Source organism: Paraburkholderia rhynchosiae (assembly GCF_002879865.1).
GTDB classification, from domain to species: domain Bacteria; phylum Pseudomonadota; class Gammaproteobacteria; order Burkholderiales; family Burkholderiaceae; genus Paraburkholderia; species Paraburkholderia rhynchosiae.
In genome coordinates this window covers 1-16,563 of sequence record NZ_PNXY01000066.1, presented here as the reverse complement: position 1 = coordinate 16,563, position 16,563 = coordinate 1, and the positions used below count along the sequence as shown (strand labels likewise).

Genomic DNA, 16,563 nt, shown 5'->3' with positions numbered 1-16,563 from the left:
CATAACTTTCGACGACTGCGCATCCGCTTCGAACGTCTTGCATTCATCCATGAAGCCTTCATGAAAATCGCCTGCTGCATCATCTGCTGGCGAAAACTGAAGAACTCATTTTGTTAACGCTTGTAAGGCCCAACCGGTTCTCCAGGCGCTGCACCGCCTTACTAATGGCGGACGGCGTGGTACCCAGCGATGTTGCCGCCGCAGTGAAACTCTGCGCCTTCGCTGCGACACAGAATACTTCCACCGTACCTAGCCTGCTCGGGCCCGAATCTTTCATGCTGTTTGTCCGCGTTGGAATCTGCCGCTGCGCTGGTTCTTTGCCGAGCGGATTATTTGTGCCCCGCAGGCACAAATCAAATGCCAACTGATGGCTTCTTGCAAGTGGCGTCTACCCGTAGAGTGCGCGTTGTGGGCGTGGTCTTCACTCTGCTGGGGCAGGCATGGACAAACGCCAATCTCTTCCGGCGTCGCCGGATCGGTACGTCAGCGTTCCGACAGACGAAGTCGAGTCAGTGAAGTGAACCGGGGCAAGGTGAAAGCTGGCACTCCTGCCAGATTCCAAAAATTCCGTAATGGAGACATCTGTGACTCTCAAACCGCAACCGCTCATTGACATCTCGGCTGTGGTTGACGCAAGCCGCGTCAGCCCGTTCCAAATCTGGATCCTCGTGCTGATTGGCTTGACAGTCGTCATCGACGGATTCGATGTGCAATCGATGGGCTTCGTCGCGCCCGCCATCATCCAGACCTGGGGCGTGGATAAGTCCGCGCTGGGTCCGGTATTCGGAGCGGGCCTGCTCGGCATGCTTGTGGCCTCGCTAGCGTTCAGTGTCGTCGCAGACAAGGTCGGACGCCGGCCGGTGTTGATCTGGGCCACGCTTGCCTTTGCCCTATGCATGCTCGCCACCTCGCAAGCGACCAGCATTACTCAGTTGTTGTGCCTGCGGTTCGTTACAGGCTTGGGCCTAGGCGCCATCATGCCCAATGCCATGGCCCTGGCGGGCGAGTTCAGCCCCAAGCGCCGCCGCGTGACGCTCATGATGCTGGTGTCCTGCGGCTTCACGGTCGGCGCATTCCTCGGCGGCCTGATCTCGGCGGCCCTTATTCCAGCCATGGGCTGGCAGTCCGTTTTCATCGTGGGTGGCGTTGTGCCGTTGGCGCTCGCAATCCTGATTGTCTTCAAGATGCCGGAATCAATGTTGTTCTCGGTGGTGCGCGGCGTAGGCGTCGATCGGGTCGCCGCGAGCCTGCATCGGATCGCCCCCTCTCTCCAGATCACGCCAGAAACGCGCTTTGTCATGCCCGCCACCGGTCACGGTGGTGCGCCGGTGCTGGAGTTGTTCCGCGGCGGTCGCGCGAAGACGACCGTGCTGCTGTGGGCAGTCAACTTCATGAACTTGCTTAATCTGTACTTTCTCTCCAACTGGCTACCTACCATCGTCAAGAGCGCGGGACTTCCGACATCGACGGCTGTGCTGGTCGGCACGACGCTACAGCTAGGCGGCGTGGCCGGAACGCTGGCAATGGGGCCGGTGATCGATCGCATCGGTTTCTTCAAGGTACTTGTACCGGCCTTCCTGCTGGCGGCGCTCGCAATTGCTGCTATCGGTCAGCCAGGGCTTCCGCTCGCGTTCCTGTTCATCGTCGTCGGCATCGCCGGGTTGTGCATCATCGGCGGTCAGCCCGCGGTGAATGCTGTGGCGGCCACCTACTATCCGACCGCGCTTCGATCCACTGGCGTGGGCTGGAGCCTGGGTGTCGGACGAGTCGGCTCCATCGTCGGACCGGTGATCGGGGGCGAATTGATTCGGCGGAACTGGTCAAATGCCGACCTCTTCCTTGCCGTAGGAGTACCTGCCGCGGCTTCTGCGCTGCTGCTGTTGCTGGTCGCATGGCGTCCTCGCAAGGCAACGAGCGTAAGCGTGGCGCCTTGATCAACTTACATACGGGATGCTCAGGCGCCGTACGCTTAGCGCCCGTCCAGCCTCGTCCGCGAGCGGTGCAGTGCCAATCTGACTTGCACCCGACCGTCATCCGTCTTGTCGGCGCCGGATGAGCGTCGAGAAAATTGACCGCTTTACCCTGGGAGCTGACATTGAAGGGATACAGGATCTGATGACCAATTTGGGTCGACCAGAGCCCGCCGCGTCAGGCCGGGTCCGGCCAGTTTCTGCCGTTCGCCCAACCCACGAAGCCGGCGCTCGAATGGCTGGTTTGCAGCGGAAAGCTGCCCGGTAGCGGTGTCCGCTTGATGTGAGATGTCCCCCGCGCCCCGATTCACCCGCTCCGCTCCTGTAGCAGCGACACCGCGCGCTGCGCGAGCGGAGACAGGTAAGCGCCAGTCCGGAAAGTCGCACCGACACGTCGGCGCAAGTCGAGTTCATCCGTGTCGAGATTGAGCGCACGCAATCCCTCGAGGCTCTCGAACGATTCGGTGCCTGCTATACAGAGCATCGTCGTGCCGCGAAGCAGATGCAGCAGCGAGGTACTGCCGAAATCAGTTTCCACGCGGAGCTTCGGCAGCCCGAGGCACTGCCGCTCGAAAGCCGCATCGACTTGCTGCCGCAGCAGAATGTTCGGTCCAGGCAGTAACCATTCCTGATCCGCCAGATCCGCAAGGCGCAGATTGCGCTTGCGATGCAGTGCATGCGTTTCGTCGGCGAGGACGGAAAGCGAGTCGCGAAAGAGCTGGACGAAGGTCACGTCGCCCATGCTGCGAGTCGGCTCGGGCGCCACGACCAGATCGAGCTCGCCTGCCATGAGCAGGTCGACAAGATCGCGCGCGAGCCGGCGCCGCAGCCGCAGACGCGCGGCCGGGCGTTCGTTCAACAACTGCCGGCAAGCGCTCAGTACCAGTGCATTCGGCACAGTCGGCGAATAACCGATGCGAAGCACACCCTGTTCGCCGCTCCGGATCGCGCGCATTTCCTTCAGTGCGTCTTCGTATTCGAGCGCAATGCGCTGCGCACGTACGATGAACAGCGCCCCTGCCTGGGTCGGCACGATGCCGCTGGCCGTGCGTTCGAACAGTCCCAACCCAACCTGCGCCTCCACGCGTTGAATCGCCTTGGTCAAAGCGGGCTGACTCATGCCTAGCGCCTCGGCGGCCCGGCCAATGCCACCGTGCTTCTCGACGGCAAGCAGATATTCCAGATCCCGCGTCTCCATGTCATTCCCATTGGCTATGGCTTTATAGCCAACGCCTCATTGTGGTGATACCGCGCATCTTACAGACTGAGAGCCAGATCGATAACGGGAGACACCGATTGGGCTTTACTTATTTTCTTCGCCGCGCCGCGCGTTATTGGGGCGACACCGTGGCGGTCATGCATCGCGAGCGCGAGCTGACGTACTGCCAACTCGACGAACGCTCGAGCCGGCTCGCGAATGCGTTACTAGGCCTCGGACTGACTAAAGGCGATCGGGTCGCAGTTCAGGCTCGCAATTGCGCCGCGCTGGTAGAAATCGAATGCGCGCTTTATAAGGCGGGACTGGTCAAGGCAGCTTTGAATCCACGCTTTACCGTGCATGAGGCCGCCGACGTGGTCGAGAATTGCGCGCCGCGCGTGATGATCGCGGGAGCAGGATATGCGACTTACGATCGCAGCTCGCCGGGTTTTAATTCGGTCGAAGCATTCATTTCTCTTGGCGAAGCAGCGAACGGATATGCCGACTACGAAACGCTGATTTCTTGCGCCACGGCGGACCTGCCCGATGTCACCCTATCGTCCGACGACCTCGCCGTGCTGCACTTCTCGTCCGGTTCGACCGGCACGATCAAGGCAGCCATGCAGACCTACGGCAATCGCCTCGCGTCGCTGCGCAAAATCCTGTTGGGCATGGATTCGCCCGCGAAACCGGGCGACCGCCTGGCGCTCATCGGACCGGTTACGCATGCGTCGGGCATGTTGATGCAGCCGTACCTCTATTCGGGGGCCACACTCGTGCTGTTCGACACATTCGAGCCTGCGCACTTCCTGCGGGAAATCGAGCGATTGCGCATTACGCACGTGTTCATGGTGCCCGCGATGATCAACATGCTGCTAAACGATCCCACGCTGGACACCGCCGATCTCAAGAGCCTGAAGATGCTCGGCTACGGCGCCGCGCCGATGGCGCCGGCGCGCATCCAGGAAGCGTGGACGCGGATCGGACCGGTGCTCTCGCAAGGTTACGGCGCGAGCGAATCCACTTCAGGCGTCACGCGCCTGAGCATCGCCGATCATGCCGACGCAATCGCACACCGTCCTGAGCGGCTGGCGTCGTGCGGCCGGCCGACCGGCGAGACCGAAGTCCTGGTGGTTGACGAGCACGGCTGCGAGGTCATGGGCGATGCGATCGGTGAGGTCGTTATTCGCGGCGCCGACGTGTTCCAAGGCTACTGGGGCGAGCCGGAACTCACGCGTGAAGTGCTCGTCGACGGCTGGCTTCGCACCGGCGATCTCGCGCGTGTCGACGAAGATGGCTTTATCTACCTCGTCGATCGCCAGAAAGACATGATCATTTCCGGCGGCTTCAATGTGTATCCCACCGAAATCGAAGCCTCGCTGTATCAGCATTCCGATGTGATGGAAGTATGCGTGGTCGGCGTGCCCGACGAGAAGTGGGGCGAAAGTGTCAAGGCGGTCGTCGTGCTGAAGTCCGGACGCAATACATCTGCCGAAGAAATCATCGCGCATTGCCGCGCCCGGCTGGCCGACTACAAGCTCCCGCGCACGGTGAGCTTCGTCGCCGATCTGCCCAAGAATGCGAGCGGCAAGGTCGCTCGCAAGCTGGTTCGCGAGCAGTACTGGCAAGGCATCTCGCGTCGCGTCAATTGAAGGGGACAACCATGTTCGATCACCTGAGCAATCCGGCGTTTGTCGAAACGCGCGAAGGCATTCGCCGCTTCATCGCCGAAGAATTGCGGCCAATGGAGCAGGAACTCGGCATCGGCAGCGAAGACGTCTGGCCGCGCGACACGCTGCGCCGTGTCTGGCGCCGCTCCGCGCAACTCGGCTTCTACGCGGCGTGCCTGCCGGTCAAGCTCGGCGGCCGGGGGCTGTCGATCATTGAACAGTGCGCACTCAAGGCTGATCTGGCCGCCTCAGGTTCCGCACTCGCGCCTCACGTGCTCGGCGACCTGGGCGGTCCGCCGCGCGTCGGCAATATGCTCAAGTACGCGACTCCGGATCAGCTCGTGCGCTATTTCGAACCGGTGATCCGTGGTGAGAAATCGACCTGCTTCGCGCTGACCGAACCCCATTCGGGCTCAGATGCGCAGAGCATCACCACCTCGGCCGTGGTGGAGGGCGACGACCTCGTGATCAATGGCGTCAAACACTACATCAGCGGCGCGCCGTTTGCCGATTTCGCGATTGTCATGTGCGTGACGGATGCCAGCACGACGCCACCTGCCATTACTGCGGTACTCGTTGACTTCGACCTGCCTGGCGTGACGGTCGAACAGCAATACGTGCCGATGTCGGGACAGCACATCGACGCGGACATCCGCTTCGTCGACGTGCGCGTGCCTCGTGCAAACGTGTTCGGCGGCGAGGGCAACGGCTTCAAGCTCGGCATGTCACGTATCAACGTAAACCGCCTGCTGCACTGCCCGACGATGCTCGGTCTCGCCACAGCCGCCTACGAGGCGTCATTGGACTACGCGCGCACGCGCCGGCAGTTCGGCGGCCCGATCGCGCGCTTTCAGGCGATCCAGCACATGCTCGCCGACATGGCCGCCGCACTATGGGCCTGCGAAAGCATGATCGCGCAGACCGCCGCGCTCGCCGACGCCGGCGCCGATCTTCGGATGAAGGCCGCGGCCTGCAAGCTGTTTGTGTCGGAACGCTGCTTCGAAGTCGCGGACAAGGCCGTGCAGATTCACGGCAACGTTGGTGTCACGCGCCATCACCCAATCGAGCAGACGTTCCGGAAACTGCGCATGTTCCGCGTTTTCACGGGCACGAGCGAGATTCAACGAAATACGATCGCCCGCGTCATTCTCGACCCGGCCGGCTCGCCGGCCTGAAAGAGGGAGGCAACATGCGCACGAATACTGGCGGCCTGGAAGAGGAAACGACTCCGATCAAACCAGAATGGTCCTGTCTGAACGGCGTCAGGGTTGTCGATTTAAGCCAACTGCTACCGGGACCGCACGCCACGTCGATGTTGATGCATCTGGGGGCGGACGTGGTCAAGGTCGAGCCGCCGGGCGCCGGCGATCCGGCGCGCCAGCTGGGGCGCGAGATATTCGCCCAACTCAATCGAGGCAAACGGTCCGTCGCGCTCGACCTGAAGAGTCCCGCCGGCAAGGCGGCCATGCTCGAACTGGTGCGTGGCGCGGATGCGGTGGTCGAAGGTTTCCGGCCCGGCGTCATGAAACGGTTTGGACTCGACTACGCGACCCTCGCCGAAGTGAATCCGCGCATCGTCATGTGTTCGATTTCTGGATTCGGGCAGACCGGCCCGTACGCGGCCCGGCCTGGCCACGATCTCAACTACCTCGCGCTCGGGGGCTTCTGGTCGATTCCGGTTCAGGTCGACGACCGGTCACGCGTCCGCGTGTTCGGCTGGCGGACTATGCCGCGTCGAGCCACGCCGCGCTCGCGCTGGCCGTGGCAGTCATGAGTGCGCGCCAGAATGGTCGTGGCCAGCATCTTGACGTATCGATTCACGACTGTGTGTTGGCGTGGACTGCATCGGCCGCGTGGACCTCGCGCGCATATGCGGACCGCCCGCTGGCATCGCCCAACGTCATGCCCGAGAACGATCTTTTCCCGACGCGGGACGGCCGGCACCTTGCGTTGGGGATTCTGGAGAACAAGTTCTGGTTGAACCTATGCGAAGCGCTCGGCGCCGACTATCCCGCGTTGACTGACGATCGCTTCGCGTCACGCCTTGGCAGGCAGCAGTTCAAGCGCGAGGTCAACGCGCTGCTCACGGGGATCTTCTTGCAGCGCACGCTTGCGGAATGGCTCGACACGCTCACGTCTTTCGATCTACCGGTGTCGCCGCTGCTCGACGCGCACGAACTGTTCGACGATCCACACGTGCGCGAACGCGGCATGATCCGCGAACTCGCTAACGAGGCAACCATGGCGGTGCGCTTTCCCGTGAAATTTTCGGCGGGGTTGCCCGATGCCGGGGACACCGTCCCGCTGCTCGGTCAGCACGACAGCTGAAGCCGTCCAACAGCAACAGCCATAGCAGGGACGCGGAAGACGTCCCCACCATCACGGAGACAACCCGAATGACAAACGAACACAACCGGTACCGACCGGCGCGCGCATGGTCTATCGCAATCATGCTCGCGCTGATGATGCTGGTGAATTTTCTGGACAAGGTCGTGCTCGGCCTCGTGTCCATCCCGATGATGCGTGAGCTTCACCTGTCGCCCACACAGTTCGGGTTGATCGGCGGCAGCCTCAACTGGTTGTTTTCGATTTCCGCCGTGCTGGGCGGCCTCGCGGCGAATCGCGCTTCGACAAAATGGCTGTTGCTGCTGATGGCTGGCTCATGGACCCTGCTGCAATTACCGATGCTGGTCGCAAGTTCGATCTGGAGCATCATCGCATCCCGTGTGCTGCTTGGCGCGGGAGAGGGGCCCACGTCACCGGTCGCGGTGCATGCGCTCTATAAGTGGTTTCCGGACGCCAGGCGCAACCTGCCCGTCGCCGTGCTGCATCAGGGGAGCGCGCTCGGTCTGCTGGTCGCCGGGCTGAGTATTCCCGCCATCACTGCACACTGGGGCTGGCGGGCAAACTTTCTCGTGCTGTCCGCGCTTGGCTGCCTCTGGTGCATCGCGTGGTTCGTGTTCGGCGCGGAAGGTCGTTTGTCGAGTCCCGTGCGTACGGGTCGCACGGCGCGCGTCCCGTACGCTCTGCTGCTGACCGATCGGACCGTACTGGGCGTTTTTGCCGGGCACTTCGCCGCCAACTGGATTCTTGCCATGACGCTCACCTGGACGCCAACCTGGCTGCAACAGGGAATGGGTTATGAAGCGCATGTCGCGGGCAGAATGTTTGCGTTATTCGTCGCCATTACTGCGCCCCTTAGCCTCGGGCTTGCCTGGCTGTCGCAGCGCCTGTTGGCGAACGGGGTGCCGTCGAGAGTCGGTCGCGGCGGCTTCCTTGCCGTCACACTGATCGTGGCAGGCGCACTGATTGCCTTGCTTGCGTGGCCAGGCGTCTCGCCCATGATGAAGTTCATCCTGCTCACGCTGGGCAGTGGCATGACGCTTGCCATGTATTCGATCGGACCTGCCATGTTGGGCGAAGTCACCCCCGATTCACAACGGGGCGGCGTCCTGGCATTGAGCAACGGATTTTCATCGCTCGCCGGACTCGCCGCGCCGATCGTCACCGGGCTGTTGATCGACGACGCCGGTCGGTCGCCCGCACGCGGGTTCGAACAGGCGAGCGTCGCCTGCGGCGTGGTGCTGCTGGGATGCGGCCTGCTCTGCGCATTCTGCCTCGACCCGCAGCGCTCGCAACGGCGCCTCGCCGGTGGAGTGTCCGGCGCCCCAGTGCCGGGTAGCGTCGCCGATCCCAGCTAAAACACTGCGCATCATCGTTTTTGAGTACGTTCCGCGACACGTCCGGACGGACGCCATCAATTAGTTATCCGTAATAATACCAATAGAAAACAAAGGAGACGTATGAAGAAGGTACTTGGTGCGACGCTGATAAGCCTGCTCTCGGGAGTGGCCTGTGCGCAGTCAAGCGTGACGTTGTATGGCAATGTCGGCGGCGGTCTTCGCTGGACGAACGGCGCCAGGGCCGGCAGCGCGGTCGGTTACAACAACAACATCATTGCTGGCAACCAGTTCGGCTTCACCGGCAAAGAAGACCTGGGTGGCGGCCTGAAGGCCATCTTTAAGCTGGAGGGCGCGTTCAACAGCGGTACCGGCGCGGTGAAGACCTCGGGCAACTTGTTTTCGCAGGCTGCGTTCGTCGGTTTGACTGGCAATTTTGGCCGGCTGACCTTTGGCCGGCAACTGAACGCAAACGAAGATCTCGGCATTCTCATCGATCCGGCGGGTGGGCGCGGACAGTCCATTGCAATCGAACCAGGCGTGGTATATAGCGCTAACTATTTCACACTGGACTCGCGTTTCAATAACACGGTCAAATATATCGGACAGGTAGGCGGCTTTCGCATGGCCGCGAGCTATTCTCCCGGCGGCGTCGCGGGCAATTCCCGCGCGGCGACGAATTTCTCGGGCGCGGCCTTGTACCAGTGGGGACCGGCGCTCGGCGGCGTGTCGTATCAAAAGACGTGGAACGCGACGGCGACACAATGGGCGCAGACGTTCCAGACTGGCGGTACGCTCCAGATCGGACCAGCGCGCCTTTACCTGAACTATGCCGATCTCACCGTTACTGGCGCTAAGCCCACTGCGCCCCGGCGTCGCGACAGAATTCCGGGCGGTGGAGTCGTCTGGTCGGTCACGCCAGCGTTACAGCTCACGGCCGCTTTCATTGATGATATTGCCAGTAATCTTGGCAATGTCGCGTCGGCCAGCGGCCATAAAGTCACAACGTTTGCAATTGCCGAGTATTTTCTGTCGAAGCAGACCGAAGTCTACGCGGAGTTCGATCGGAACGGATTTTCGGGCGCCTATCGTTACGATCCCGCCAACATCACGGCACTCGGCCTGAATCCCGGTGGCCATACGATGACCGGCGTGTCATTCGGTCTCATGACACGTTTCTAGAAGGGAGGCGCCAGCCTACGCCTGGCCAATCCCACCCGTTCACTCTATTGAAGAAATCGCATGACGATCCGTATTCGAATTCTCCGCGCTCTGCTCATGGGTGCGCTTATCGGCGCGTCCGCCGGCGCATTTGCCCAGTCCGGGGCCGCATCCGCGGGCGGCGCCACCACCGCCGCTGACGCGACGTCCGTCAAGGCAAGGAAGGCCGCGGACAGGAAGCTCGCTCGCCGGGTTTCGACTGCACTAGCTCGCACCCGAGGGCTCAACGCCGCACGCATCTTCGTGAAGGCACAAAGCGGCCACGTCACGCTTTCCGGCTCGGTGTCGGATAACGAGCAGATTCCACTGGCCGTCGAAGCGGCAAAGCAGGTCGTCGGCGTCTCAAGCGTTGAGAATTTTATCCACCTGTCCGGGCCATCTCTGTAATGCCTGCTTTCCGGGAAAAAAATGAAAAATACTCGAAATCGTGACCTCACCACTGGCCCTGTCGCGACCGCCGTGGCGCTTGTCATTGGCGCACTGCTGCCGCTGGCCACGTATGCTCAGGAGGTCGGGGTATCTCGCGACCCCGTCGAAATCGGCATCATGCAGGGCTTTCCTCCGCCTGCGGACAAGCTTGTGACCAAGGCCAACTCGCTGCGCTACCCGAACCTTGCCTGGGCGCTACGCAATACCCGTCTGATGACCCCTACTGCTAAAGTCGAGCACGCGCACACGCCGTTGCCACTACCTGCCGGTGCCGCGCTCGACCCCGACAAGGTGCAGTTCACTGTCGACGGAACGACGCTAACCCTGACCGACTATCTGCGACGCACTTATACCGACGGTTTCATCGTCGTTCACGACGGCAGGGTGGTGCTTGAGCGCTACTTCAATTCCTTTACGCCCCGGCAGACGCACGCGTGGGCATCGATGACCAAATCCGTAACGGGGCTCGTCGCGGCGCAACTGATCGACGAAGGCCGACTGGACCCACAAGCGACACTCTCGACGTACGTTCCCGAACTCGCGGGCACGCCGTTCGGCGACGCGACGGTCCAGCAAAATCTGGATATGGAGGTGCCGGTCAGCTACCCGGCCGATCTTCCACCAGATCTGGGACTCTTCGGCGCAGTGGGCATCATTCCGCGCCGCAGCGGCGCGCCGGACAGCATCTACGACTTCCTGAAAGTGGTAAGCGCCACGCCCGGCGCGACGGCGGGAAACGTGTGGTTCTATCAGAATGGCTCGCCCGAAGCTGTGGCATGGGCGATACGGCGCGTGACTGGGCTGTCGTGGAGCGGACTGGTCTCCCGCACGATGTGGCAGAAGATCGCCGAAGACGACGGCGACGTTGTGGTCGATCGTTTAGGTACCGAGATGGCAAGCGGTGGTTTCAACACGACGCTTCGCGACGCGGCACGTTTCGGTGAGTTAGTGCGGTTGGGCGAAGCGGGACGGACGACTTTGCTCCCGGCTTCTACCGCCCACATCACATTGATGCCATCGGATAACGCCGGCGCCTTCGCGAAGGGCAATCTTGCGTCCGGCCGCCCGGGCTACTCATATCGGGACTACTGGTATCAGGTGAACGATGGGCACGGCTCGTTCGCGGCCGGCGGCCGGTTCGGGCAATCGATCCTGGTCGATCCGAAGACGAAGCTCACCATCGTCAAGTTCTCGTCATCCCCCGATCAGGCCGCGCGACCGACCAGTGCCGAAGGGGGCCGGGCGATCCCGCGAGCGCCGCTCGAAACAGCAGCGGCCCTGAATCAAGCGGCGCGCTCAATCAGCGCCGCGATCCGATAGGTCATCTGGTAGCGCAGCCCTAAGAGAAGCGGGGCGAAGCGCTTGTTTGTCGAAGTAGGTGGCCTCATCGGGTATGTCGGGCTGCGAGCTAGACCTTACAGATCTGCTCGGGCGATGGCACGTTGGTGATGGAGCTGTGGATCGATATGTGCCGCTGGATGCGGCGCTGGGCACCGACCGCACTTGTGGCCTGCTTTCCATCCGCAAGCCCGGCATTCCGTTTGCGCCGAACTTGGCATGGCCGCTGCTGGTCTGGTTCACAGCACGCCGAGCAGAAGGCCCACGACAAGCAGGCGCGGATAGGAATCACGGGTGTTTCCCGTCATCAATGAGTTCCGCGACCTGTTGAGCAACTGCGGCGCCCGCGCGCGACCCTAATCCGCGAGGTGGGCGAGCTGACGCTGAGGCCAACGGGAACTAGGGTCCCGACACCATCCGCGCCGAAAACTCCTCGATCGGAGGTCCGGCGCTTGTGGGCGGCGCGCCAGGTCGACAAGTAAGGGCGAGCACGGCGTGCGGCGAACAGATGCAAGCGTTGCCGGACATGCGTTTCACGCGAATTCACGCATGCATGGCCGTCACGAAGATGTATCCACCTCAGTACGCCCAGGCTCGTAGAACATCGCGAACAGTTCGGACTGGGACCCGATGCCGAGCTTTGCGTAGATGTGCTTTTTATGCGCGCGTACGGTCTCGAACGAAATCGACAGCTTTTCCGCGATGGCGCGAGACGAAAATCCGCTTAGCGTCAGCATCGCCACTTCGATCTCGCGGGCAGTGAGCTCGGCTCGCCCGCTCTTTTCCGTCAGCGCGCCGAAGCGCGCCGGAAAATCGGGCCGTGCGCTCCCGGCTGCATGTGTATCGTGGCGGCCTGCACCAAAATCCTCGTAACGCAGCCGCTGCTGCATCAGCGCGAGGACCCATGGCGAGAATAGCGTGAGCAACGCGATTTCGCGCTCGCCGTAGCGGCGCCTGTTGCCCAATGAAAACCCCATCGTGTGATTGCCGTCGATCACGACGTTGAAATGCACCTCGTCGCCGATGATGTTTTTCCTGAAGTAGCGCTGATAATACTCAGTCATCCGGAAGTTGTCGGGTGCCACGTCGGCGAGCGTGTAGAAGCCGGACGCGCGTTGCTCGAATGCGGCGAGATAGAACGGATCGAGTTGATAGAGCGCCGCGAGATAGTCCTGAAACATCAGGTCGACCTTACCGTCCGGCATCGCCTGCTCGGCGCACACGAGGGGTGGCGCGTCGCGCGCGAAGCGCAACGCGACCCAGCTGTCGAAGCCGATATGCCGCTCCAGCACGCGCGTCAGACGGGCCCAGAAATGCGGGCCATCGAGGGCGTCGATGGCCGAGCCGATCTCCCGATGAAACGCGAGATCGCGCCATTCGAATTCCATCTCATTCTCCGGTGGGGTAACCCTTGTGGGTAATTTCTGGACAAAAATAATACCCTGATAATGCCTTCGGACGAAAACACGGCGGCATGGCATCCCGCCACTGCACGGTATCTAGAAGGAGACAATTCATATGCAGGTAGAACTCGCGCAGCTCGCGCTCTCGGACGGCAACGTCGAGCACAACGCGCGCAAAGTGATCGAGATGATTGGCCGCGCCGATACTGGTGGCGGCACGAAGCTCGTCGTCTTCCCGGAGGCCACGCTGTCGGGATTCCCGACCCGCGACAATATCACCGACGTCGCGCAGCCGATCGACGGTCCAATGCTTACCGCCGTGCGCGACGCCGCACGCCGCGCTGGCGTCTCGGTTGCGGTGGGCTTGGCTGAACGTGACGGCGCAAGGTTCTACAACACGACGGTACTGGTGGACGAATACGGCGAAATCGCACTGCGCTATCGAAAGACGCATCTGTGGGCGTCGGATGTCGGCGTGTTTACGCCTGGCAACCGCTTCGAGACGTGCGTGTGGAACGGCATTACGGTGGGCCTGCTGATCTGCTACGACATCGAGTTTCCTGAAACGGCCCGCGCGCTCGCAGCGCTTGACGCGGACCTGCTGATTGTCACCAACGGCAACATGGATCCGTTCGGTCCGGTGCACCGGCGCGCGATCGTCGCTCGCGCGATGGAAAACCAGCTGTTCGCGGTGATGGTGAACCGCTGCGGTTCAGGCGACGACAATCTGACGTTTCCAGGCGAATCCACGCTCATCGATCCGTTCGGCGAAGTCGTGGCGTCAGCAGACGCGCAGGAAGCGCTGGTACGCGCGCGCGTCGACCTGGCGCGGCTCGAAGCGAGCCGTGAGCACTATCGGTATCTGCACGACGCGCGCGTACCGCTGGGGCTCACGCGCGTCGATATGGCGAACGGCTCGCGCGCCTTGGAGATCGAAGCGCCGCGCCTCCGTATCGATTGACATCGTCGACGTTCGTTAGCACGACACGCATGCGCAGCGTCCGCTGCGCATGCGACCGTTCTACCTGTATCAGGGCCTGGAGACATCATGGAAGACGCAAAAGAGCAATCTCACCTGAAACGCACACTCGGCCTGCCGTCCGTGCTGCTGTTCGGCCTCGCCTATATGGCGCCGCTGATCGTGTACGGCACGTATGGCGTGCTCGCGAAAGCCAGCCACGACACCGCCGCTCTCGCCTACCTGCTCGCCCTCGTCGCGATCGCGTTCACAGCGCTAAGCTACGGCAAGCTTGCCCGGCGCTATCCGGTCGCGGGTTCCGCCTATACCTACACGCGGCAGACCTTCAATGCGCAGCTCGGCTTCATGATCGGCTGGGCGACGCTGCTCGACTACTTCTTCCTGCCGATGGTGATCTGGCTAATCGGCGCCGCGTATCTTAATTCCGCATTTCCGCACGTGCCGACGTGGATCTGGATCGTCGCGTTCATCGTGCTGACCAGTGCGCTGAACATCGTCGGGATCGAACTGGCAGCGCGCTTTAACATCGTACTGATGGTCGTTCAACTGGCGATCGTCGCGCTGTTTGTCGCGCTCTGCTGGCACTACGCGACAGCGGCCGCCGGTCCAGGCGGCATCGCGATGGCCGAACCTTTCTTCAAACCGCACGTGCCGTTCGCAGCGACCATGGCCGGAGCGGCGATCGCCGCGTATTCGTACCTCGGGTTCGACGCCGTATCGACGCTCACTGAAGAAACTATCGATCCGAAGAAGAACATGCCGCGCGCGATCCTGTGGATCGCCTTGATCGGCGGCGCTATCTTCGTGCTGGCCGCGTACACGATGCAGCTCGCGCATCCGGGCGTCGAGTTCAAGGACGCCGATTCGGCTGCGTTCGAAGTCGCGAAGATGATCGGCGGCGATATTTTCGTCAGCGTGTTTCTTGCCGGGCTGATTCTTGCGCAGTTCGCTTCGGGCATCTCGGCGCAGGCGAGCGTCGGGCGCCTGCTCTATGCGATGGGCCGCGATCAGATTCTGCCGCGCAGGATCTTCGGCTTCGCTCACCCGAAGTTCAAGACCCCGGCGATCAACATCGCGATTGCGGGCATCGTCGGCCTTGTCGCGCTGAAGCTCGATGTCGCGACGTCGACGTCGTTCATCAATTTCGGTGCATTTCTCGCGTTCACCGCAGTCAATCTATGCGTGATCCGCCTCCATCTGGCAAGCCGGCAGGATGCGCCAAAAGGGGAACGGATGGGTATCGTCGGCGGATTGATCTTTCCGTTGATCGGCGCGGTCTCGGATATCTGGCTGCTTGCGAGCCTGGAAAAAACCGCCCTCGTACTCGGCGCCATCTGGTTCGTGATGGGGCTCGCGTATCTATGCTGGATCACGCGACTGTTCCAGCAGGCACCGCCGGAGGTGGCGATCTAGCCGGTCGGCGGGCCTCAACCCCGTTTGGCGGGACGTTCAATCCTGTCATCCTGTTGAAGTGGATCAGCGGCACAAAAGTCGCCTGACTAGTCCGGCCGCATTTCACGTCTGGAAGCCGGCCTTGACCCGGGCGCCGTATCGTCCGCCGATACCAGCTTAGGCCGGGGGCTGGCCGCCTAACACGACAACACGAATGGCCGTTGCACCTTCAAAGCAGCCCTCCGTCTGGAGGTGGACCGAACGGCCCAGTTGGGTCGGGCCGCGTCAGTCCGCTCCTCGAAATCGTCGCTGGAAAGCGGCCAGTGCAATTCCGCTGCTTGGAAGCGGCCAGTCGTCAGTGCGTACTGCCGACCCTCTATTCCAATGACCGTATTTGGCCCGAAGCTCGCCCCATGCTCAACAGGCAAGAGTCGGATCGATCTCGTTGTGTGTGATGCCGAATTTTGCCATGCGAGCGCGATGGTCTGGTGAGCCCAGATGCGCGTTTACCGCGTTGAGCAGATCGCTGTTTTTGATGCTCTCCATTCGTTTGCGGCTTGTGCTCCACAGCCTCTAGCAGCGAACCGCCGATACGATCCGCCAGTAGGCGATTGCCCACGGCGGTGCTCGCGTACGCATCGATCCCTCCGGAGCGAACCGCTTCGATAGCATCGGCCTGGTGCTCGAAGATGGCTATCTGGTGCTCACTTACGCCTGACGCTGTCGCCGAGTCGTGTTGCACCTGTCCGGCAATGATCCCGAGGCGTGCATCGTGCCGTTTGGCGAGTGACTCATAGCTGTTGAGCGCTTTTGGATTTCCGGCCCGAACCAGAAACCCGTCCCCTATCGCCCATACGGGCACGCTGAACGCGACCAGATTGGCGCGTTCAGGCGTAACGAACAAGGGAACGTTCATATCCCAACGGCCGGCCTCAACGCCGTGCAACAGCTCACTGAACGCCGTCAGCCGATGTTCGATCCTAGTGGCTCCGAGTGCCCGAAGAACCACTTCGGCCAGGTCAATATCCGCGCCTGTTATCGTACCGCCTTCCTCCGTCCAGCCGAACGGAGGTTCCTCGATGTATGCAATCGTTACCTTCATCGCGGTTTCTCGAAAAATGGGAACGGCCATCAAATTTTGAGCCGATTGTTGACGCCCATTAGCGGGCCGGTGTCAAGTGAGCAATCCACATCCCCGGCTGCACCAGCAGCCGTTTCCCAGTTCTCCGAATGCAGCGGCCAACCGCGCCCGTTTCTTCATTTGCTGGCTGCGGCGGAACGCG

Annotated in this window: 12 protein-coding genes and 4 pseudogenes; 12 read left to right on the top strand and 4 right to left on the bottom strand. The window is 61.9% G+C overall.

Annotated elements, in window-relative coordinates; all coding sequences use genetic code 11:
- Positions 1-117 (top strand): annotated as a pseudogene (locus tag C0Z16_RS36090) (IS5/IS1182 family transposase); the annotation flags it as partial.
- Here the strand turns inward: C0Z16_RS36090 and C0Z16_RS36085 are convergent.
- Complete coding sequence (locus C0Z16_RS36085; RefSeq protein WP_102636728.1) at positions 80-277, bottom strand: LysR family transcriptional regulator; 198 nt, start codon at positions 275-277, stop codon at positions 80-82. The pseudogene C0Z16_RS36090 and the gene C0Z16_RS36085 overlap by 38 nt on opposite strands.
- A 295-nt stretch (positions 278-572) precedes the next feature.
- Between C0Z16_RS36085 and C0Z16_RS36080 the strand changes: the two genes are divergently transcribed.
- Complete coding sequence (locus C0Z16_RS36080; protein WP_102636727.1) at positions 573-1,934, top strand: MFS transporter; 1,362 nt, start codon at positions 573-575, stop codon at positions 1,932-1,934.
- 343 nt (positions 1,935-2,277) lie between these two features.
- Here the strand turns inward: C0Z16_RS36080 and C0Z16_RS36075 are convergent, their stop codons facing one another.
- Positions 2,278-3,168: a LysR family transcriptional regulator gene (locus C0Z16_RS36075; protein WP_102636726.1), complete on the bottom strand. Its 891-nt coding sequence runs from the start codon at positions 3,166-3,168 to the stop codon at positions 2,278-2,280.
- A gap of 98 nt (positions 3,169-3,266) precedes the next feature.
- On the opposite strand from C0Z16_RS36075, the gene C0Z16_RS36070 reads away from it, so the two are divergent.
- The 8 genes and pseudogenes from C0Z16_RS36070 to C0Z16_RS39230 form a co-directional block, all read left to right on the top strand.
- Complete coding sequence (locus tag C0Z16_RS36070) at positions 3,267-4,820, top strand: AMP-binding protein (protein WP_027802905.1); 1,554 nt, start codon at positions 3,267-3,269, stop codon at positions 4,818-4,820.
- Positions 4,821-4,831: 11 nt separating this feature from the next.
- Complete coding sequence (locus tag C0Z16_RS36065; RefSeq protein WP_027802904.1) at positions 4,832-6,013, top strand: acyl-CoA dehydrogenase family protein; 1,182 nt, start codon at positions 4,832-4,834, stop codon at positions 6,011-6,013.
- A 56-nt stretch (positions 6,014-6,069) separates the two neighbouring features.
- Positions 6,070-7,166, top strand: a pseudogene (locus tag C0Z16_RS36060) (CaiB/BaiF CoA transferase family protein).
- 68 nt (positions 7,167-7,234) lie between these two features.
- Entirely contained in the window at positions 7,235-8,539 is a 1,305-nt protein-coding gene (locus tag C0Z16_RS36055) for an MFS transporter (protein ID WP_102636725.1), read from the top strand.
- A gap of 102 nt (positions 8,540-8,641) precedes the next feature.
- Entirely contained in the window at positions 8,642-9,700 is a 1,059-nt protein-coding gene (locus C0Z16_RS36050; protein ID WP_102636724.1) for a porin, read from the top strand.
- A 60-nt stretch (positions 9,701-9,760) separates the two neighbouring features.
- Positions 9,761-10,126 carry a BON domain-containing protein gene (locus C0Z16_RS36045; RefSeq protein ID WP_036025454.1) on the top strand — a complete coding sequence of 122 codons (366 nt, stop codon included), beginning with the start codon at positions 9,761-9,763 and terminating at the stop codon, positions 10,124-10,126.
- Between the two features lie 21 nt (positions 10,127-10,147).
- Entirely contained in the window at positions 10,148-11,488 is a 1,341-nt protein-coding gene (locus tag C0Z16_RS36040) for a serine hydrolase domain-containing protein (protein WP_084534372.1), read from the top strand.
- A 92-nt stretch (positions 11,489-11,580) separates the two neighbouring features.
- Positions 11,581-11,866, top strand: a pseudogene (locus C0Z16_RS39230) (aromatic ring-hydroxylating dioxygenase subunit alpha); the annotation flags it as partial.
- Between the two features lie 200 nt (positions 11,867-12,066).
- Here the strand turns inward: C0Z16_RS39230 and C0Z16_RS36030 are convergent.
- Positions 12,067-12,894 (bottom strand): helix-turn-helix transcriptional regulator, encoded by an 828-nt coding sequence (locus tag C0Z16_RS36030; RefSeq protein ID WP_102636723.1) that lies wholly within the window; start codon positions 12,892-12,894, stop codon positions 12,067-12,069.
- 130 nt (positions 12,895-13,024) lie between these two features.
- On the opposite strand from C0Z16_RS36030, the gene C0Z16_RS36025 reads away from it, so the two are divergent.
- Both C0Z16_RS36025 and C0Z16_RS36020 read left to right on the top strand, forming a co-directional pair.
- The gene (locus tag C0Z16_RS36025; protein WP_102636722.1) at positions 13,025-13,870 is read left to right on the top strand and encodes a carbon-nitrogen hydrolase family protein; all 846 of its coding nucleotides are present in this window, start codon (positions 13,025-13,027) and stop codon (positions 13,868-13,870) included.
- Positions 13,871-13,957: 87 nt separating this feature from the next.
- Positions 13,958-15,301: an APC family permease gene (locus C0Z16_RS36020; protein WP_102636721.1), complete on the top strand. Its 1,344-nt coding sequence runs from the start codon at positions 13,958-13,960 to the stop codon at positions 15,299-15,301.
- Between the two features lie 396 nt (positions 15,302-15,697).
- On the opposite strand, the pseudogene C0Z16_RS36015 reads toward C0Z16_RS36020, so the two are convergent.
- A pseudogene (locus C0Z16_RS36015) lies at positions 15,698-16,382 on the bottom strand (transporter substrate-binding domain-containing protein).
- Between the last annotated feature and the right edge of the window lie 181 nt (positions 16,383-16,563).